Source organism: Exiguobacterium sp. s141, from assembly GCF_018618085.1.
GTDB classification, from domain to species: Bacteria; Bacillota; Bacilli; order Exiguobacteriales; family Exiguobacteriaceae; genus Exiguobacterium; species Exiguobacterium mexicanum_A.
Genome location: NZ_JACSLJ010000002.1, coordinates 387,735 through 406,652, shown reverse-complemented (window position 1 = coordinate 406,652; position 18,918 = coordinate 387,735). Strand labels below are relative to the sequence as shown.

General features: G+C 53.8%; 19 protein-coding genes. 1 reads left to right on the top strand and 18 read right to left on the bottom strand.

All coding sequences use genetic code 11. The annotated features are described in order from the left end of the window. Positions 1–36: 36 nt before the first annotated feature. From ftsZ to KNP74_RS06545, 15 genes are all read right to left on the bottom strand, one after another. Positions 37–1,182: a cell division protein FtsZ gene (gene ftsZ / locus KNP74_RS06615; RefSeq protein ID WP_034777081.1), complete on the bottom strand. Its 1,146-nt coding sequence runs from the start codon at positions 1,180–1,182 to the stop codon at positions 37–39. Positions 1,183–1,230: 48 nt separating this feature from the next. Beyond that, positions 1,231–2,520, bottom strand: a complete 1,290-nt coding sequence (ftsA, locus tag KNP74_RS06610; RefSeq protein WP_034777079.1) for a cell division protein FtsA — start codon at positions 2,518–2,520, stop codon at positions 1,231–1,233. 227 nt (positions 2,521–2,747) lie between these two features. Then, a complete protein-coding gene (locus KNP74_RS06605; RefSeq protein WP_138859652.1) occupies positions 2,748–3,518 on the bottom strand; it encodes a cell division protein FtsQ/DivIB in 771 nt (256 codons plus the stop codon). 12 nt (positions 3,519–3,530) lie between these two features. Beyond that, entirely contained in the window at positions 3,531–4,607 is a 1,077-nt protein-coding gene (gene murG, locus KNP74_RS06600) for an undecaprenyldiphospho-muramoylpentapeptide beta-N-acetylglucosaminyltransferase (RefSeq protein WP_214763862.1), read from the bottom strand. Further along, positions 4,604–5,941 carry a UDP-N-acetylmuramoyl-L-alanine--D-glutamate ligase gene (murD, locus tag KNP74_RS06595; RefSeq protein ID WP_251126245.1) on the bottom strand — a complete coding sequence of 446 codons (1,338 nt, stop codon included), beginning with the start codon at positions 5,939–5,941 and terminating at the stop codon, positions 4,604–4,606. The genes murG and murD overlap by 4 nt, the downstream gene beginning before the upstream one ends. A gap of 15 nt (positions 5,942–5,956) precedes the next feature. After that, positions 5,957–6,916, bottom strand: a complete 960-nt coding sequence (mraY, locus tag KNP74_RS06590) for a phospho-N-acetylmuramoyl-pentapeptide-transferase (protein ID WP_034777072.1) — start codon at positions 6,914–6,916, stop codon at positions 5,957–5,959. Positions 6,917–6,937: 21 nt separating this feature from the next. Beyond that, the gene (locus KNP74_RS06585; protein ID WP_251126244.1) at positions 6,938–8,245 is read right to left on the bottom strand and encodes a UDP-N-acetylmuramoyl-tripeptide--D-alanyl-D-alanine ligase; all 1,308 of its coding nucleotides are present in this window, start codon (positions 8,243–8,245) and stop codon (positions 6,938–6,940) included. A gap of 58 nt (positions 8,246–8,303) precedes the next feature. Then, a complete protein-coding gene (locus KNP74_RS06580) occupies positions 8,304–10,412 on the bottom strand; it encodes a penicillin-binding transpeptidase domain-containing protein (RefSeq protein ID WP_353048144.1) in 2,109 nt (702 codons plus the stop codon). 38 nt (positions 10,413–10,450) lie between these two features. Further along, positions 10,451–10,813 carry a cell division protein FtsL gene (ftsL, locus tag KNP74_RS06575; RefSeq protein ID WP_251126243.1) on the bottom strand — a complete coding sequence of 121 codons (363 nt, stop codon included), beginning with the start codon at positions 10,811–10,813 and terminating at the stop codon, positions 10,451–10,453. Positions 10,814–10,836: 23 nt separating this feature from the next. Beyond that, positions 10,837–11,769: a 16S rRNA (cytosine(1402)-N(4))-methyltransferase RsmH gene (rsmH, locus tag KNP74_RS06570; protein ID WP_034777067.1), complete on the bottom strand. Its 933-nt coding sequence runs from the start codon at positions 11,767–11,769 to the stop codon at positions 10,837–10,839. Between the two features lie 167 nt (positions 11,770–11,936). Next, positions 11,937–13,493 (bottom strand): bacillithiol biosynthesis cysteine-adding enzyme BshC, encoded by a 1,557-nt coding sequence (gene bshC, locus KNP74_RS06565; protein WP_371816321.1) that lies wholly within the window; start codon positions 13,491–13,493, stop codon positions 11,937–11,939. Positions 13,494–13,517: 24 nt separating this feature from the next. Beyond that, entirely contained in the window at positions 13,518–13,871 is a 354-nt protein-coding gene (locus tag KNP74_RS06560) for a DUF3397 domain-containing protein (RefSeq protein WP_332908955.1), read from the bottom strand. Next, complete coding sequence (locus tag KNP74_RS06555; protein ID WP_214763860.1) at positions 13,871–14,710, bottom strand: 2-dehydropantoate 2-reductase; 840 nt, start codon at positions 14,708–14,710, stop codon at positions 13,871–13,873. Before KNP74_RS06555 ends, KNP74_RS06560 begins: the two co-directional genes overlap by 1 nt. A 106-nt stretch (positions 14,711–14,816) precedes the next feature. After that, positions 14,817–14,990, bottom strand: a complete 174-nt coding sequence (gene rpmF, locus KNP74_RS06550) for a 50S ribosomal protein L32 (protein WP_015881300.1) — start codon at positions 14,988–14,990, stop codon at positions 14,817–14,819. A gap of 22 nt (positions 14,991–15,012) precedes the next feature. Continuing rightward, on the bottom strand, positions 15,013–15,540 hold the full coding sequence (locus KNP74_RS06545; RefSeq protein ID WP_034777064.1) for a YceD family protein: 528 nt from the start codon (positions 15,538–15,540) through the stop codon (positions 15,013–15,015). 157 nt (positions 15,541–15,697) lie between these two features. Between KNP74_RS06545 and KNP74_RS06540 the strand changes: the two genes are divergently transcribed. Continuing rightward, positions 15,698–16,828 (top strand): tRNA(Met) cytidine acetate ligase, encoded by a 1,131-nt coding sequence (locus tag KNP74_RS06540; RefSeq protein WP_214763859.1) that lies wholly within the window; start codon positions 15,698–15,700, stop codon positions 16,826–16,828. Here the strand turns inward: KNP74_RS06540 and KNP74_RS06535 are convergent. From KNP74_RS06535 to rsmD, 3 genes are read right to left on the bottom strand one after another with little or no spacing between them, the layout of a single operon-like run. Continuing rightward, on the bottom strand, positions 16,807–17,799 hold the full coding sequence (locus KNP74_RS06535; protein WP_214763858.1) for a SepM family pheromone-processing serine protease: 993 nt from the start codon (positions 17,797–17,799) through the stop codon (positions 16,807–16,809). The genes KNP74_RS06540 and KNP74_RS06535 overlap by 22 nt on opposite strands. Next, entirely contained in the window at positions 17,796–18,293 is a 498-nt protein-coding gene (coaD, locus tag KNP74_RS06530; protein WP_128122770.1) for a pantetheine-phosphate adenylyltransferase, read from the bottom strand. The genes KNP74_RS06535 and coaD overlap by 4 nt, the downstream gene beginning before the upstream one ends. Before the next feature lie 4 nt (positions 18,294–18,297). Then, entirely contained in the window at positions 18,298–18,864 is a 567-nt protein-coding gene (gene rsmD, locus KNP74_RS06525) for a 16S rRNA (guanine(966)-N(2))-methyltransferase RsmD (protein ID WP_214710556.1), read from the bottom strand. Positions 18,865–18,918: the final 54 nt, after the last annotated feature.

The following is an 18,918-nucleotide window of genomic DNA, read 5'->3' as shown; positions in this document are numbered from 1 at the left end:
AAAAAGGGATGCCGAGAACCGGCACCCCCCTGTTGTTTAGTTACGGCGTTGTCTTACGAACGCTGGGATGTTGATCGTCTCGTCTGGGACGTCCCCGCCATAGACCGGTCTATGGAAGTTCCCTTCATCTTGTGGCGCAGCTTCTTGCGTTTTCGGTTGAGCCTCACGGTTCACTTCAGCTTCCGGTTTTTTCTTCGGTTGCTGGAGGAACGGGTTCGTCCCTTGCGCTTCTTCTGCGAATTCAGTTGCGATCACGGTTACGATGATCTCGTCGTTCAAGTTTTCGTTGATGACCGAACCGAAAATCAAGTTCACTTCTTCATCAGCGGCACTTTGTACGATTTGAGCAGCTTCCGTGACTTCGAACAAGCTGAGGCTAAGTCCGCCTGTGATGTTCATCAAGACACCTTTCGCGCCTTCGATTGAAGACTCGAGAAGTGGAGATGAGATGGCTTTCTTCGCTGCCTCGACGGCACGGTTCTCGCCTGTCGCGACACCGACACCCATGAGGGCCGAGCCTTTTTCTGTCATGATCGTCTTCACGTCAGCGAAGTCGAGGTTGATGAGTCCAGGGATGGCGATCAAGTCTGTGATCCCTTGGACACCTTGACGAAGGACATTATCCGCTTCACGGAACGCTTCGATCATCGGCGTATTGCGCTCGACGATTTCAAGCAACTTATCGTTCGGAATAACGATGAGTGTATCCACTTTTTCTTTGAACGCTTGAATCCCGTGTTGGGCGTGTTGCATCCGTTTGCGTCCTTCGAACATGAACGGTTTTGTGACGACACCGACCGTGAGCGCTCCGATTTCTTTCGAAATCTCAGCGATGACAGGTGCAGCCCCAGTCCCGGTTCCTCCGCCCATACCTGCTGTGACGAAGACCATGTCGGCGCCATCAAGCGCTTCAATCAACTGTTCACGGCTCTCTTCTGCCGCTTTTTTCCCGATATCAGGATTTGCGCCGGCACCGAGGCCACGCGTCAATTTCGCGCCAAGTTGAAGCTTCACGTCTGCTTTTGACATGTTGAGTGCTTGCGCGTCTGTGTTGACGGCGATGAACTCGACACCTTGCACTCCGTGCTCGATCATACGGTTGACGGCGTTTGAACCGCCACCACCGACTCCAATTACTTTAATTTTTGCTACGGCGTCAATCGCCTCATCAAAGTACATCATTTCAGGTATCCCCCTACGTAATTTCCAATTGTTAACACAACGTCAAGTTTACACGCCAAATAGTTTTTCCATTAAGCGGCCAAATCCATTTTTCGTTTCGCGATCGTCCCGCTCCACATCCACGTCGTGGTCGTGGTCGTTTGGCATCGTGCCGTCCGGTTTCGTGACGGTCACGCGCTCTTCCGGCTTTTCAAGTCGTGACTTCGAGACGTGATGATCGCTCATAAGCACGTACTTGAGGACGCCGACCGCGGTCGCGTATTTCGGGTGTCTGACGCCAATCGACGAAGGCTGATACAGTCTCGTCGTTTGACCCATAACACGAGTCGCCAATTCTTGGATGCCAGGTAAAGCAGCGGCCCCACCGCAGAGGAGATATCCTCCACTGAGCGTCGGGACGCCTACCTTTTGCACTCTATTCAACACAAGTGTAAACATTTCCTCTATTCTTGCCTCTAAAACATAACTAATTTCTGCTTGCGGTTCGAACGTGACTTCTCCGTTAATGTTCGTGAACGAGAAGCCCTCGGATGCGTCGGCCATTTCTTCAAGGGCGAGTCCGTATTCTTCTTTCGCCACTTTGGCGTCCTGGTATTTACAGTTGAGCTTGTAAACCAAGTCGCGTGTCATATGATCGCCTCCGACAGGAAGGATATATGAGTAGACAAGGTCGCCCCGATAGAAGACAGAGACGGTTGTCTTTTCATGTCCGATATCGATCAATCCGATACCAAGATCGATTTCGTCGACAGATGCCGCGCTCATACCGAGTGCCAAGTTGCCGAGGACGAACCCTTCGAGTTTCAGACCCGCTCGTTCGATGGAGCGACGAATGCTATGTAAAATCGTCTTCGAACCAGTTACCATCTTCCCGTGCATCTCTAAACGATAGCCGAGCATTCCCCGAGGATCGACGACACCTGTCTGTTGATCGACCGTGAATGACGACGGGATCACATCGATGACGCTCATCTCGTCCGGCAAGCGCATGACTTGCGCCGAGTTGATGACTTCGATGACGTCTGTATCCGTGATTTCTTGGTCTTCTCGTTTGACCGACGCGATTCCGTGACATGGGGCGATTTGGATATGTTCCCCTTCGATGGCAACATATACCGACCGAATTTGATCACCGAGTGCCGCTTCGGCATGTTCGACGGCTTGTTTGATGGCTTGAACCGTCTTATCGATGTCGACGACGGCGCCACGTTTTACTCCTGCAGACGGGGCACACCCCTCCGCCAAAATGTTAAGCGTTCCCCCGAGTAATTCACCCACGACGAGCTTAATTTCTGACGTTCCTATATCCAATGCGGCCACATAACCATTCGCTTCCAAAAGGGAAACACCTCCGCGCTTTAATTTCTATACTTGAATTCCGTTAGATTGTTACAGATATCCAAAAATATTGTTAGGTCCGGCAAGATATCTCACGTCTAAGTTTACAACAAATAAGATAGTGAGAAAAGGTAGAATCCTACAAATTAAGCGGTTTTGGGGTGTCAATTCGATTACAATCGATAAAAAAACAGCCCTTATGTGTCTAAGGACTGTAAAATATCAGATTATTCTTTCGGTTTTTCATACGGGACGAAATAATATCCGCCATCCATGACGACAGTTCCTCGTTGTCCTTTTGGAATGTTTTCATAGATTTCACCGTATTTGGACACGGTTTGACTGAGCTTGAACGTCGGCGTTTGAATCGTGTTGCCGTCGTTCATATAAATCTCATATCGGGTCGATTCCCCGTCTTGTTTCGAGAACACGATCTCCGACATCCGGGCCCGCATCGCGTCATCGACTTGTTCAAGCTCAGTCGCGATTTTTTCGAGTTCCGTTTTATCCGTGAATTCACGCAAGAGTGGACCGTCCTTTAACTTCTCAGGGTCGGTGATACCGCCAGTCGGATGAAGCGAGCCATCGGCAAGTACCACGACTTCTTCTTGATCCGTCCGCGAGTACGCGATCATCTTTTCTTCTTCGACATCGATTGTCACGATGTTATACCATGAGCGGTCGACGTCGACATCTTTCACGCCAGGCACGGCGCGGAGTTCTCGTTCAATCTCCTTCGGTGACACTTGAACGATTTTTGTGGACGTATCGATGTCCGTCCCGGCGAGCACGTACGCTTCTGTCAGCCAGGACAGACCGTTCACGTTCACCGCCTTCACGTCAGAGACCGACGTCTGCATATATACGACGAGTGCGATCAGCACCGCGAATAAGATCAAGATGGTCGACAAGCGTCGGTTCGCTTTTTTACGACGCTGATCTTTCATATACGGGATACGGTCTTCTAAACTACGAACGGTGTTCTGACGTGTCTCCATGTCTATTCTCCTTTATCGGCGGACTTCTTCGACGAGGTCGGCGAGTGATTCCGCAGCTTGCGGGAATCCTAGCCGTTTCGATGCTTCTGCCATCTCAGTATGATGTGCCAATACGTGACGGATCGACTTGACGAGTGTCTCGCCCGTCAAGTCTCCTTCTTTGATCAATTCGGCCGCGCCGCTCTCAACGAGGGCTGACGCATTTTTCGTCTGATGATCGGCCGTCACATACGGGCTCGGGATCAAGATGCTCGGTAGACCGAGCGCGGTCAACTCCGAGATCGTCGACGCGCCGGCCCGTGACACGACGAGGCTCGCGCAAGCGAGAAGCTCAGGCATATCGTAGACGTATGGCAAGACATGGACGTTTTCAGCTGTTGGCGCGGTGGCCACGACGTTGTCGTAGTGCACGTTCCCGGTCACGTAGAGGACGTTCACCGGTTCAGCCGCGAGCTCGGGAATAGCTTCGATGACAGCGCGATTGATCGCTTCTGCCCCGCGGCTTCCGCCGTAAATCAAGACGATCGGCCGCTCATCAATCCCGTACTCGGCACGGACGGCCGCCTCATCTACGGTCGTCTTCAACACTTCGCTCCCACGCGGGTTTCCGATGACGCGAACGTTGGCTCCGGGAAACTGCGACTCAGAACCAGCGAACGACAAGGCGACGCGGTCGGCTTTCTTCGAGAGGAACTTGTTCGTCAAGCCCGGGATGCTGTTCTGTTCATGCAAGATGGTCGGAATTCCGAGCTGCTGTGCCGTAAAGACGACCGGTCCTGAGACGAAGCCGCCCGTTCCGATGACGACATCCGGACGAAACGTCTTCATCTCTTTACGTAACGTGAGGACGGATTGAATGAACCAATACGCCGTCTTGATGTTGTCTAGCGATAGAGAACGTTTTAGTCCGGCAATCCGGATCGATTTGAACGGGACGCCCGCCCGTGGAACGAGGTCAGCCTCGAGACCGTTCTCAGTCCCGATATAAAGCACCTCGAGGTTCGGGTGCCTCGCTTTGAGTGTGTCGAGAAGAGCGAGTGCCGGGTAGATATGTCCACCCGTCCCTCCACCAGAAATCATAACTTTCATCGATTGGCCTCCTCATATGAATTCACGAGTCGGACGAAATGTTCGCCGCGCTCTTCGAACGTCTTATATTGATCCCAACTTGCACAAGCCGGCGATAATAAGATCACGTCATCAGTCGCCGACTGTTCGAACGCGAGCGGTACCGCCGCCTCGAGCGTAGCGACCGCGAACGACGGAATCAGCTCGGCCTCACCTAACGACTTGAACCGCTCTGCTGTCTCGCCATAAGCGACAATCGCTTTGACCCGGCCGAGCGCCGGAACGAGAGAAGTGAGGTCGGCGCCACGTTCGAGTCCTCCGCACACCCAGACGATCGGGGCCTCGAAACCGTTCAATGCGGCTTCGGCGGCCACGTTGTTCGTCGCTTTCGAGTCGTTATACACCCGGCGGCCGAGCACTCGCCCGAGGCTCTCTGTACGGTGAGCCACTCCGCCGAACGTCTGAAGGACGCGTTCGATGTGTGCTCGCGGAATGTCGAACGGTTCGACGAGCAACAAGGCTGCCAACACGTTCTCGACGTTATGGGCCCCACCAAGGGCAAGGTCCTCGACGCGGATGACCGGTTCTCCATGAAGCGTGATCCAACCGTCCACTACGTGTGCGTCTCCACTGTCGTAACCGAACATTGAGACGGGAAGACCGGACGGGACACGTTTCATCACTTCCGTGTCGCTGCCTTTGACGACGACACGGTCTGCGGCCGTCATGTTCCGGAACAAGTTTCCTTTGGCATCGGCATACGAGTCAAAGTCGCCGTGGTAATCCAAATGCGCCGGTGACAAGTTCAACAGTGCCGCCGCTTGCGGATGGAACTGTTCGACGCCCATCAGTTGAAAGCTCGACAGCTCGATGACGATGACGTCACCCTGCTTCGCTTTCGATGCCACTTCGATGGCCGGGAAACCGATATTCCCTGCCACATGCACCGGACGACTTCCCCCTTTAAGCAATTCGTGGACGAGCGTCGTCGTCGTCGTCTTCCCGTTCGAACCAGTGATGGCGACGAACGTGGCATCGGTCGCCAAGTAGGCGAGCTCCACTTCTGTATAGATCGGGATGTTCCGCTCAAGCGCTGCTTGAAGGAGCGGGATGTGATACGGGATGCCCGGGTTTTTGACGATCATATCCGTCGTGTCGAGCAATTCGAGCGGATGGGAACCGAAGACGCCGTTGATGCCGAGCGCTTCGATTTTCATCCGTTCTTCCGTTGACGGTTCGCTCCCGGTATTGATGGTCACGTTCGCGCCGACATTTCTTAAGTAAGCGGCAGCGGCGATGCCGCTCCGTGCCGCGCCGAGTACGAGGACTCGTTTATCGTTCCACTGTTGTTGCATGTCTTCCACCATCCATTACATGAGTAGTAACGACAAGACTGCCGTGATCAAACTAATTCCACCGAACGTCAAGACGATGCGCCATTCTGACCAACCGACCATTTCGAAATGGTGATGGATCGGGCTCATCTTAAAGATTCGTTTGCCCGTCGTCTTGAACGAGAGCACTTGCAAAATGACGCTGAGCGTCTCGATGACAAAGATGATACCGACAAAGACGAGCAACAACTCGAGCTTGAGCATAAGGGCGAGACCCGCGACCGCACCACCGAGGGCGAGCGACCCCGTGTCGCCCATGAAGATTTTTGCCGGGTATTTATTGAAGACGAGGAAACCGAGCAAGGCGCCGACGGCACTGAAGGCGAACCAAGCGATTCCGGCTTCATCTTGCCCGAGGGCATAGATGCCGAAGAAGGCGAACGTCGGGATGGCCGAGAACGAGACGAGACCGTCGAGACCGTCCGTCAAGTTGACCGCGTTCGAGAAACCGACAAGCCAGAAGATGACGATGGCCACATAGAACCAACCCGTTTCAAACGCGATCGAGGTGAACGGGATTTGAATCGTCGTGTCGAGCTCCCCACCGAGTGAGAGGAACCAGACGAACAGGACGGAGACGACGATTTGGCCGATCAATTTCTGGAGCGATGTCAAACCGAGGTTACGTTTGTTGACGACTTTGATGTAGTCGTCAAGGAAGCCGATCACACCGAAGGCGAGTGTCACGAACAAGAGCGTCCCGAATCCGGCGACGGCTTCTCCGAAGACGACCGAGACGAGGAATCCGATGATGAGGGCGAGCAAAATGACGATGCCTCCCATCGTCGGAGTGCCTGATTTCTTTTGATGCCAACCCGGACCTTCGTCACGGATTTCTTGGCCAAACTTTAAGTTACGCAGTGCCGGGATGGCCCGCGGCATGACGACCAATACGGTCAATAATGAACTGATTAAGACGATTAAACTGATTAGCATGTTCGTACCTCACTACTCTCTTTATTGAACTAAGCGCTCAAGCGCCAGTCCTCGCGATGCTTTTAACAATATCACAGTCTGGGGGCGTTGATAACTGCCGAGAAGCACTTTCGCTTCCTCGACGGTCGGCACCGTTGTCACGTTCACACGCGGGTCGGTAATGCCGTTCGCAATCCATTTCGCCTTCTCTCCGATGAGCACGCAATCTGTGACCGGGGCCGTGATGACACGGCCGACACTTTCGTGTTGCGTGACTTCATCTGCGCCAAGTTCATACATGTCTCCGAGGACGAGGACACGTCGCGTGAACCCTTCAAGTGTTTTCATCGTCTCGATGGCGGCGATCATCGAAGTCGGGCTGGCGTTATAGGCATCATTGATCAAGTGCGCATCACCGAACATCCGCTTCTCCATCCGCATCGATGTCAACTGGACCCGATCGAGTCCGCGTTGGATCGTATCGTGTCCCAATCCGAACTTGAGTCCGCAAGCGATCGCATAGGCAGCGTTGCGAATTTGGTGGGCGCCGAGCACTTTCAATTCATACAACTCGTTGTTGTATCGGAAAATCGAAGCGTCAAACGTCGCCTCCACGACCTCGAGCTTGCCGTCAGCGGTCGCCTCATAACCGACGCGGTACCCGCCAGCTTCACTGAGGAGCGGCTCGTCGGCATCGACGATCAAGACGCCACCCGGTTTCAGACCGGCTTTGATCTCGAGTTTCGCCTTGGCGATGCCCTCGCGCCCCCCGACTTGTTCTCCGTGCGACTCTCCGATATTCGTGACGAAAGCGATATCCGGTTTAGCGAGCTTCGACAACAATTCAATTTGACCGAATCCGTTCATCCCCATCTCGAGGACGGCGACTTCCGTATCGCGTGGCATCCGTAACACGGTGAGCGGCAAGCCGACATCCGAGTTGAAATTGCCTGCCGTCTTGTGTGTCTTAAACGTCTCGCCGAGCACGACGGCGATCATATCTTTCGTCGAGGTCTTTCCGTTCGATCCGGTGATGGCTACGACTTTTGGATCAATCTCTGCCAAGTAGCGGGCCGCCGCCTCTTGAAGCGCCTGAAGCGGCGATGCGACCGGAATGGCGACAATCCCTTCCGGCAACGGCCGGTCTTGCTCCCAAAACGTCACGATCGCACCTTGTTTGACGGCAGCCTCGATATAATCGTGTCCATCGACACGCGCCCCGATGATTGGGACGAACAAGCCGTCGGCGTTATCGTCTCGCGAGTCGGTTGCGACGTGGCGCACCTCACGCGTATCATCTGTCTTCATGCCGAACCAAGATGCGAGTGTTTGTATCGTCAACTGTTCCATAACCATTTCCTCCTGTGACAAAGGAAAAGAGAGCCGAGGCCCTCTTCATCCCTTTGCGTTAGTTCGACGGTGACTGGAGCTTCACTTTTAACGTTGCCCCGGTCTTGACAGGCTTGCCTTTCCCAATCGACTGGGACGTGACGAAGCCGGTACCGTCTATTTCTAAATTCAATTGGTAAAGTGTCGCCAACCGTTTCACATCACGGAGCGACCAACCTTTCAAGACCGGCATCGTGAACGACTCATCCGTCTTCAATAGCAAGCGCTCGCCGACGACGTACGGTTGACCCTCGACCGGACTTTGCGCGATGACCGTTTCGCCACTGCCGAGTGACACCGGTGTGAATGCCGCCGCCTTGGCCGCCTTCACCGCCTCGTCACGGCCTTGCCCGACGAATGACTCTGTCGTCTTCGTCGACGCATCGATCGTCTTCGCCTGTTTGTCTGGCTCGACACTCCGGTAACGGAGCGCGACGTCCATCACGTCTTTGAACAGCGGTGCCATGATGCGTGGTCCCGTCGTCGACGAGTCGCTGTTCGGACGGTCGACGGCGATATACATGACGAGTTCTGGATCGTCCTCCGGCGCCATGCCGACGAACGAATGGATATATTGTCCACTCAAATACTTCCCGTTCTCCGCGATTTGCGCGGTCCCGGTTTTCCCGATGACGCGGTAGTTGTCAAGGGCGTACAATTGCCCCGTCCCGACGTCACTATTGACGACGCCGTCAAGTGCTTCCCGCGTCTGTTTTGCCGCTTCGGCCGTGATCGGTTGCCCGACGACTTTCGGATTCGTCGTCCGAATCGTCTCGCCCGTCTCACGGTTCACGACTTTTTTAATGACATGAGGTTGCTTCATCGTCCCATCGGTCGCGATGGCCGACGTCGCTTGCAAGATTTGCATTGGCGTGACGGCCGTCGATTGACCCCATGCTGTGATCAAGACGTTGAGCGGGCTCTCGAAATCGAACTGGCTGTTGACCTCGCCCGGTAAATCGACGCCCGTGCGTTGGTCGAACTTGAACGCTTTGAAATAATCCTCGTAGCGACTGAGTCCGAGCCGTTCGTTCGCCAATATCGAAAAGGCGACGTTCGACGAGTGCCAGACGCCTTCTACCATAGGAATCGTACCCCATCCGGTAATGTTGTAATCATTGAATACGGTCTTGCCATACTTATATGAACCCGACTTGTACAGTTCGTTCGGGTTGTAGACACCTTCGTTGATGGCAGCGGCCAACGTGAAGATCTTCATCGTCGACCCCGGCTCGAAGCGGGACGATACCGAGAAGTTGCTGTATGAGCTGATTTCACGCGTGTTCGGATCGAATGATGGGCGGTCCGACAAGGCGATGATTTCGCCGGTCTTCGGGTCCATAATGATCGCCGTCGCATTCTTCGGCTTGTACTCTTTATACAGCTCTTCCATCTTCGTATCGAGCAGCTGTTGAATGCGGTGATCGATCGTCAGTTGGACGTCCGCCCCATCTTCCGGGTCAACCTTCAATTGCTCGTCACTCGAGACGAGTTGACGGCCGGCCAAATCTTTCTCGAACCGATACAGCCCATACGACTCGCTCAAGACGTCATTGAGTGACTTTTCAATCCCGAGTTCTCCAACGAGTTCGATCCGCCCATTCTGGTCAATCTTTTGGGCGTATCCGACGACGCTTGATGCGAACACTTTGTTCGGATAATAGCGTTTCGGTTCTTCGACGAACGTGATCCCGGGAATCTTGAACGTTTCAATCTCTTCTTTTTGTTCGACCGTTAAATCACGACCCGGCACGCCGAACTCGATTTGCCCACGGTCTTTGTTTTGCTCGAGCCGTTTCAAGATGTCACCTTCCGTCATCGGAAGCACGGTCGCAAGTTGCTTCGCGGCCTCAGGAAACGCTTCGGGCATGAGCGTCTTGTTTTCTACCCGCTCGCCGCCGAGCTTCAACACGGCCACGACTCGGTACGACGGGATGTTGATGGCGATTGGTTGTCCAAACCGATCAAAAATCTCGCCCCGCTCCGCTTTTAACGTACTGACCGCTTTCCAGCGTTCTTCCTCGGCGAAGGCGAGCATGTTTTCCCCTTTGTACGTCTGGAAGACGGACAAATAAAGGAACCAACCGACAAAAAATAAAAAGAGTGGTGTGAAGCAAACAATCGCCACCCACGCCACTCTTTTTTTACTCTGTTGTAGAGAATTCATCAGTCAATCACCTTGACGTTGTTCTCATTGAATTGCATTCCGAGCTTTTCAGCAATCGCATAGATTCTCTCAGGTGAGCTTAGTTGGGCGATCTCATACTTCAATTCTTCATTCTCTTTCGCGATCGTGTTCGTCTCTTGTGTGATCAGAGCCGTGTCGCGCATGATGTTGTACGCTTCGTTATGTTTCGATACCGTGATGCCACCGAACAAGACAACTGAACAGATCATGGTCGGGTACAGGATGGATTCGAACAAAGTCAACGTACGTCGTTTTGGAGCTGGTATTGGTCGTTCTTGCGGAATCGGATTGCGATTCGGCGAAACTTGAGGCTGCAAAGCCTTGCGAGCAGCTTCTGGCATCAGGTATCCCTCCTACGTACAGTCTATTTTTGTTTTTCTGCGACCCGAAGCTTGGCTGAACGGGCCCGGCGGTTGTCTTCAAGTTCAACGTCCCCGGCCGTGATCGGCTTGCGCGTGATCAACTTCAACTCGGGTTCAAACTCTTTCGGGATGACCGGCAATCCTGGTGGTAACGGCGGATGCTGGCTTCTCTCTTTGAAGACTTGCTTACAAATCCGATCTTCTAACGAGTGGAACGTGATGACACAAATCCGTCCACCGATGGCGAGTAGATCGATCGCGTCTTGGACGGCGCGGTCGAACACGTTCAATTCATCGTTGACGGCGATGCGGATCGCCTGGAACGTTCGTTTCGCAGGGTGTCCGCCTTTTCGTCGTGCCGGCGCCGGAATCGCGTCTTTAATCAACTCGACGAGTTCAAACGTCGTCTCGATCGGCTTGACGGCACGGGCTTGCTCGATCTTGCGGGCGATCTGTTTCGAGAATTTCTCTTCCCCGTATGTAAAGAAGATGCGGGCAAGGTCCCCGAACGGCCATTCGTTGACGACATGGTAAGCCGATAGCTCACGCGAACGGTCCATGCGCATATCTAACGGCGCGTCGTAATTGTAGCTAAAGCCACGTTCGGCCTCATCGAGCTGCGGCGAAGACACGCCAAGGTCAAACAATACCCCATCGACCTGGGTGATTCCCCGTGCCAGCAGTTCATCTTTCAAATGGACGAAGTTGCTTTTAATGAACGTAACCCGGTCCTCATATGGAGCCAACCGCTCACTCGCGTGCTTGAGCGCGACGTCGTCTTGGTCAAAGGCGTACAGATGGCCTGTCGTCAAACGCTTGACTATCTCTTCGCTGTGACCGGCTCCTCCTAACGTACAATCGACATAAATCCCGTCTGGCTTAATATTCAATCCCTCAATGGACTCCATTTTTAAAACCGTTTCATGCTCAAACATACAAAAACCCTCTCAACCTACATTTTTCAACTATTTTATTACGTTTACTTTATCATAAAAATGTCAAGCGCCGCATAGGTTTTTAGCGAAAAGAGGAAACAAAAAGGTAACAAACAAAAAAGATTCCCTGATTGCTCAGGGAACCATCAAAAACATTGGTATTTATTTTACAGTTTAACGAGACATCGCTCCGATTCAGACTGTTCGTAGGCGGCAAATAGCCGTTTGAACACATCGAGGCCATGACGATTCAAGAGCGGTACCATCGACCAGATCCGTTCTTGCGGCGCATCCATCGGTAAGAGCCTTGTCGACAGATGAATCCGCCGACTGTTCAACCGATATTGGTCACGTTTCGCCTCGGCCCGCATCTCGTCAGCGAGCCGATCAAGTACGTGTCGCGCCTTGGCGTCAAATCGATGGCCCCGCTTCCCGGCTTCGCGACCGAGCGCTTCCGTGAGCGTTCGGTAGGCGTAAAGACTCTGGTCGAACGCCTCGTCATCGAACGTATGGTCCGGCAACGGGTTCGTCAAGTAATCGACGAGCGTCACGCCTTCTTGGGCAAGCTTCTTCTCATCGTTCGTCGAAACGAGGACGGCCCCGAGCCGTGGGATGAGGAGCGGCATGTTCCAACCAAAGAGATGGAACAGCGGGCGCAACTGAAGCCAGTAGGCGATTTCCCCCGGGCCGGCGATATAAGCGAGCGTCGGGAACAAGAAGTCTTGCATGAGCGGACGTGACACGACGTTGTTCGAGAACCGCTCCGGGTGCTCCTCGACTTGTTGCAGCAACTCGGCCTCGGTGAATCGATGGCCTCGTTTCGTCGTGAACACCCCGTCTTGTTTCGTCAACAACTCGCGTGTGCCGTCGTGATAGAACAGATGGGCCGCATCCCGGTTCAAGTCGACGTGTGGCATGCCATCCTCGAACGCCTCTCGTAGCGCCGTGTTCAGACGATCTTGTTCACGAATCAACCGCTTGAATGCATCGCGTTCGAGCGCCCGGACTTCCGGTTGGTGCGGGTCGAACAGGATGAAGTCTTCTCCGACGAACCGGCGCATCATCCGCCCAAAAAATTCGGCGAACGAATGGCTCGCTTGGAGCACGGCGACGAGCTCTTGATAAAGTGTCGTCGTGTATGGCGTCTCCGTCTCTGATAACAGCACACGCTGTAGCATTTGAACGAGCTCAATTTTCAGTCGATCGAATTCTAACTCCCCGATCGATGCCTTGCCGGCGAGCGGGACCGTCGATAGCGCCTCTTTACGCAATTGACGCGACAACGGTTGGCTCACGAACACGTGGTTGATTTCCGCATAGTCGTGATCCTCGGTCGCCATCCAAAAAATCGGGATGACCGGTTTGTTCAGTTTCGCTTCTGCCTGTTTGGCTTTTTTGATCACGGTCAACAGTTTATACACCGCGAACAACGGACCACCGAATACCCCGACTTGCTGTCCGGTCACCATCGTCAACGCCTCGCCACGAGCCAACGCGTCGAGCTTTGATTCGAGCGCGGGAGACATCGGACCGTGGACGGTTTGTTGGTCTCGCAATATAGTTACAAGCGCGGGCAAATGCGTGAACGAACGTCCGGTCAGTTCGTCAGCCCTCGCCTCGAGTTCGTCCATCCCTTTATAGTCCAGCCATTTCGAATAGCCTGTCTCCACCTGCATCATCGGAGACGACGGGGCGTACATGGCATCTAGCGACTCTATCCTCACGTATAACGACTTCCTTTCAAACAATTAATACATCATCTCGCGTGCGATGCCGATCGTGAACAAGACGAAGTGGGCCGGGACGAGCAACAAAAACAATAGGCGCCACCCGTGCACGAACATCTTCGAATAGACGACATCCTCATGGCGAACCCGCTGCCAAATGGCGTTGGCAGGGAAGATGGCGGCACAGACGGCGAGCAGCAGCCAGAACACATCGACCCCGACAATCGCCTCGAGCAAAATCCCACACGCATAGAACCATAGGACCACGCCGGCATCACAGACGAGTTTGAACGTATTAACCGATTTCGGCATAATTTTTCTAAGTATCATATACACCATAAACCAAATGACGAGTGGAAATGAAACGATATACACTAGCACGATACGCTCGCTCCTAAAATTAATTTTTGTAGGACGGGAATGACGGTCAATGTGATGCCTCGCTCGTCGGCCCGTTTCAACAGCGGTGTCAAGATGGCGTCGACCTCGGTCTGGCGCCCTGCTTCGATGTCACGTAACATGGAAGACCGGTTATGGGCCGTTTTTTCAATGATGGTCTCGATATATGTATACGGCACGTGAAGATCAAACAATGTGGACAATTCCGTATAGACGGCATCGGCGATGTCACGGCAAGGCGGCGAAGCGACCGCACCATTTTCGACACGACAGAGCGCTGTGATCGGATTGATGATCGCGTTCGCGAATAGCTTCTCGGTGACGACTTGCTCGATGTCTGCTTCCCAGACGACATCGAGTGGAGATGCGTTGAACGACATCTCTTCGAGCGAGCCGAGGCTGCCAATCCGGATGCGCCCGAGCCCGGTATGCTGGAGCCGGGCGCCGTCGCGGCTCACGCCATGTTCGACCACGCCGAGATGAAACCCTCGTTTCCGTGCGTAGTCGAGATGGGCGATCCCGTTCGAACAGATGAAGACGGGCACATCCCCTGATAATCGTTCCGTCGCCGCCTCGACCTGATGTGCTTTCGTCGTCACAAAAAAAACGTCCTGCTCCGACTCGGCGAGTGACGTCACCGGACAAAGGCTTACATGAGCCTTTCCGTTCGTGACGCCGATTCGTTCGATCGTCACGGTCGTCGCCTCGTTGACACGGCCATAGAGCGTCACCGTATAATCCGGTTCGAACAGCGAAGCCATCAGCATGCCGACGGCGCCGTTCCCGATAATCCCAATTCGTTTAATCGGCTTCATTGCCATCCCTCCACGTCTAGTCTGCACTCAAAAGTTTACCACAATCTATTTCCACGACCCAAAAAGAAAAAAGAAGCGATCTCCGAGGAGACCGCTTCTTTTCGCATTATTTGCTTGTTACTTCTTTACCGTTGTAGTGTCCGCAAGATTTGCATACACGGTGAGAAAGCTTCATTTCGCCACAGTTCGGGCACTCGTTCATACCAGGTACGTTGAGTTTGAAGTGAGTACGACGAAGACGTTTGCGAGTTTTCGACGTTCTACGGAATGGTACTGCCATCGTTGTCCACCTCCTTGAAAAGTTAGCCGTTCTCGTCCTCTTTTTTAGAGAACAAGTCGGCGAGGCCCGCGAGGCGCGGGTCAATTTTTGGTTGGTCGTCCGGCTGCTCGTCAATGACGGACCAGCCTTCCCCTTCAACCTGAGTTTTGTCTGTTTCGTTCCCGAAAACTTGCATCGGGACGTCTAACATGATGAGCTCTCTTACGATTGGTCGCAGATCAATCGTATTTCCTTCTGGCAAATTGACATCATCGAATTGCTCCGTATAACGCCCATTCTCCAAAAAGAAAGGCTCGAGCGATTCAATATCAAATTCATAGATGACATCGTCCAACGTACGCGCATCTGGCAACGTCAGGTCACCTTGAACCTTCAAATTGAATGTAACTTGATTAGATGTGAACGACGCATCCCCGTGCACATGCACCGGGCGAATCGAGCGGATATCCGGATGGAGCTGAGTAAGCTCTGGTAGTTCGACCATCTCGTCGATGGCAAAACTGTCACCCTGGTTTCGTAGCTTAAGTAGCTGTGCAATAGACCACTTCATCCGAATCACCTCAATTGCAACAATATGAATTATAGATAGGCCAACTTGTTTTGTCAATGTTTTTTCTTTACACTAAAATCAGTTGACGACGGCGCTTTGCCAAAGCGTACTTATCCATCTTACACCAATCCAATCGACAATGCAAAGGAGTAATTTTATGCGAAAAACGGCCATCATCGCTGAGTACAACCCGTTCCATAACGGGCATCTCCATCAAGCTGAACGAGCACGGATCGAAACGGGCGCCGATGCCGTCATCGCCGTCATGAGCGCCCAGTTCACCCAACGCGGGGAACCGGCGGCGTTCGACAAATGGAGCCGCGCGAAAACGGCCGTCCAGACGGGCGCGATTGACCTCGTCGTGGAACTGCCGACCCGTTACGGGGTACAACGTGCCGACCGGTTCGCAAGCGCCGCCGTCGCCATCGCCGAACGCATGCAGTGCCAAACGCTGTCGTTCGGAAGCGAGAGCGGAGACATCACAGCCGTGAAACGGGCCGCGACCGCAAACATCGAGGCGACGCCAGCTTATCAGACGGCACTAAAAGAAGCGCTTGACCAAGGACGATCCTCGGCCAAAGCGTCGAGTGAGGCGTTCGGTGCGCTCTATCCCGATTTCGACTTGACGCTCCCGAACAATATCCTCGCCTATCACTACGCGAAAGCGGCGACGACGATCGAGCTCCATACGATTCGTCGCCTCGGTGCGGGATACCATGACCCAAGCGTCTCAGACGTCATGTCGGCCACGGGGGTGCGCGGCCACTACTTGGAGACAGGCATGGTCCGGGCCGTCCCTGACGCCACGAGAGCCCTGTTTGCGGACGTGTCGATGGCACACTGGTCACTCTATTGGCCTGTCTTGCAGTACAAGTTACGGACCACCCCGAAAGACGTGCTCGACCAACTTGTCGGCATCGACAGTTCGTTATCACCGCGTTTGATTCAAGCCGGTCTCGAGCCGACGTTCGAGCAGGCGCTCGCTCGACTGTTGACGAGACGCTACACTCGGACCGCCATTCAACGTGCTCTCGTCTCTGTGCTCGTCCATTGGCGCCGCGATGAGCTGCCAGAGCGTTTCGATGAGGTGCCTTACGTCCGCCCGCTCGCGTTCAACGCGATTGGACGAATCGTGTTGAAAGGCATAAAAAAAGACGTACCGCTCATGAGCAAGTACCATCCTGACCTTGCGTTCGAGGCTCGAGTGACCGAGGCGTATCGCCTTCCTCTCGGAAATCGGTCACTCGTCGAACACGTACAAACCCCTCAATTCATTGACTCCAAATAATCGATGGCCTCATCGACCGTCTTGACCGGAACGACTTTGATGTCACTGTCTAGGCGATCGAGCGATTCCATCGCTTCATCGTAATTTGATCCGTCCGGCACGAAGAAAACCGACGCACCGGCCCGGTCGGCGGCGACGATTTTTTGCCACGCCCCGCCGATTGGTCCCACGGTCCCGGTCTCATCGACCGTGCCGGTACCGGCGATCACAGCCCCGTCCGTCAAATCACCCGGTGTCAACTGATCAAAGATTTCAAGCGTGAACATAAGACCGGCCGAAGGTCCTCCGACGTTCGTCAGTTCGAACGAGACTTCTTGGACTGTGCGCACGTCTTGAATCGGTAACGGTTCATAAATCCCGAGACCGACCCGGTCGCCGGTCCGGTCGAGCGGCTGGATAAGCGTATCGACCTCCAGCTCCCGTTCATCCCGTTCGAGCGTAACGGACACTTCATCGCCGGCTTCGAACGAAGCGACACGTTCGATGAAGTCGAGACGCGACGCGAACGACTGGCCGTCGATGGCGGTGATCACGTCACCCGGTTTCAAGACGTTCGCCGCGAGCGACCCGCTGATCGGGGCGGAGACATACATCCCTTCGAACGAAACCGTCACGTCGGCGTCCGCCAACTCATAGGCGTATTGAATCGCCGCCTGCTGGGACGATGCCATCAACAGTTCTTGTCTTCGCTCGTAGTCTGCTTCCCCTTCTCCCTCATACAAGTATCGACTGGCCGGGCTGGCATCGGTGAACGGCGTGAACCAACTGCCGACGAGCCAAAGCGGAGTCGCCCGACGTTGCGAGATGGTCACCATCTGTAGCTCGCCGGGTTCTTTGTCCCCGCCTTCGACCGTCATGAATTCTTCAATCGTCGTTGCTTCCCCCGGGTAGGTGATGTAATACGGGAGCGGCACAAACAAGAAAATCAAGACGGCCAGGAGCAACCCGAAGCCGATTTTGAGCGACTTCATTGCCCTTGGCTCACTTTATACTTTTGACGCAAGGCGTACTCGACTTGTTCAGGGACGAGTTCAGCGACGGACGCCCCGTATTTGGCGACTTCTTTCACGATTGACGAGCTTAGGAACGAATATTGGCTGTTTGTCATCATAAAGAGCGTCTCCACGTTCTCATTCAACTTTTTATTGATGGATGCGATTTGAAGTTCATATTCAAAATCAGAGACGGCCCGCAGCCCACGGACGATCGTTGCCGCCTCACGCTTCGCTGCATATTCGACGAGCAATCCCCCAAACGCGTCGGCGGTAACGTTCGGCAAATGGGTCGTCACTTCACGGATGAGCGACAAACGCTCTTCTACATTAAACAATGGTGCCTTGCTCGAATTTTCGAGCACGGCGACGATGACTTCGTCGAAGATGGCTGCTGCCCGCTCGATGATATCTAAATGACCGTTCGTAATCGGGTCAAAGCTCCCCGGGCAAATCGCGATACGTTTTGACATGTTCTCACTCCTCGGTCGCCGCATACTCATAGAAGCTGATCGTGATCACGTCCGAGTAGCGCTGCACCTTGATTTTTTCCAACTGCCCGACCTGATCCGGTAACGTCACATCGCTGCCATGTTCGCAGACGACGACCCCGTTGTCCGTCAATAGTCGGTTCGACTCAATGATGTGTAAAAACGGCACATGTTCTTCCGCATGATATGGGGGATCCATGAAAATCAATTTAAACGGCTGTCCTTTTAAAACGAGTTGGTCGAGGACCGACCGGGCGTCTTGTTGCAACACCGTCGCTTTGGACTCATAGTGTGTCGTCTTCAAATTGTCTGTGACCGTCTGGATCGCCTTTCGTTGCTTGTCGACGAACACGGCATGGTCACATCCCCGTGACAACGCCTCAATCCCTAACCCACCGCTCCCGGCGTATAGGTCAAGCGCAGCTCCCCCGGCGAAATAAGGGCCGATGATGTTGAATAATGATTCTTTCACTTTATCTGTCGTCGGTCGTGTCGCCGACCCCGGGACCGCCTTGAGTCGGGTCCCTTTTCGTTCTCCTGAAATCACTCGCATCTCCGTTCTCCTTCACCACAAAAGATGAAGGCGGTGCCGCCTTCATCTTTTGTG

Bases quoted from the DNA above. Each gene is read 5' to 3' on its own strand.
- rpmF (WP_015881300.1), bottom strand. From the start codon at position 14,990: ATGGCAGTACCATTCCGTAGAACGTCGAAAACTCGCAAACGTCTTCGT.
- KNP74_RS06540 (WP_214763859.1), top strand. From the start codon at position 15,698: ATGCGAAAAACGGCCATCATCGCTGAGTACAACCCGTTCCATAACGGG.
- rsmD (WP_214710556.1), bottom strand. From the start codon at position 18,864: ATGCGAGTGATTTCAGGAGAACGAAAAGGGACCCGACTCAAGGCGGTC.
- KNP74_RS06605 (WP_138859652.1), bottom strand. From the start codon at position 3,518: ATGGAGACACGTCAGAACACCGTTCGTAGTTTAGAAGACCGTATCCCG.
- KNP74_RS06535 (WP_214763858.1), bottom strand. From the start codon at position 17,799: ATGAAGTCGCTCAAAATCGGCTTCGGGTTGCTCCTGGCCGTCTTGATT.
- coaD (WP_128122770.1), bottom strand. From the start codon at position 18,293: ATGTCAAAACGTATCGCGATTTGCCCGGGGAGCTTTGACCCGATTACG.
- mraY (WP_034777072.1), bottom strand. From the start codon at position 6,916: ATGCTAATCAGTTTAATCGTCTTAATCAGTTCATTATTGACCGTATTG.
- KNP74_RS06555 (WP_214763860.1), bottom strand. From the start codon at position 14,710: ATGAAGCCGATTAAACGAATTGGGATTATCGGGAACGGCGCCGTCGGC.
- ftsL (WP_251126243.1), bottom strand. From the start codon at position 10,813: ATGCCAGAAGCTGCTCGCAAGGCTTTGCAGCCTCAAGTTTCGCCGAAT.
- murG (WP_214763862.1), bottom strand. From the start codon at position 4,607: ATGAAAGTTATGATTTCTGGTGGAGGGACGGGTGGACATATCTACCCG.
- ftsZ (WP_034777081.1), bottom strand. From the start codon at position 1,182: ATGATGTACTTTGATGAGGCGATTGACGCCGTAGCAAAAATTAAAGTA.
- rsmH (WP_034777067.1), bottom strand. From the start codon at position 11,769: ATGTTTGAGCATGAAACGGTTTTAAAAATGGAGTCCATTGAGGGATTG.
- KNP74_RS06545 (WP_034777064.1), bottom strand. From the start codon at position 15,540: ATGAAGTGGTCTATTGCACAGCTACTTAAGCTACGAAACCAGGGTGAC.
- murD (WP_251126245.1), bottom strand. From the start codon at position 5,941: ATGCAACAACAGTGGAACGATAAACGAGTCCTCGTACTCGGCGCGGCA.
- KNP74_RS06585 (WP_251126244.1), bottom strand. From the start codon at position 8,245: ATGGAACAGTTGACGATACAAACACTCGCATCTTGGTTCGGCATGAAG.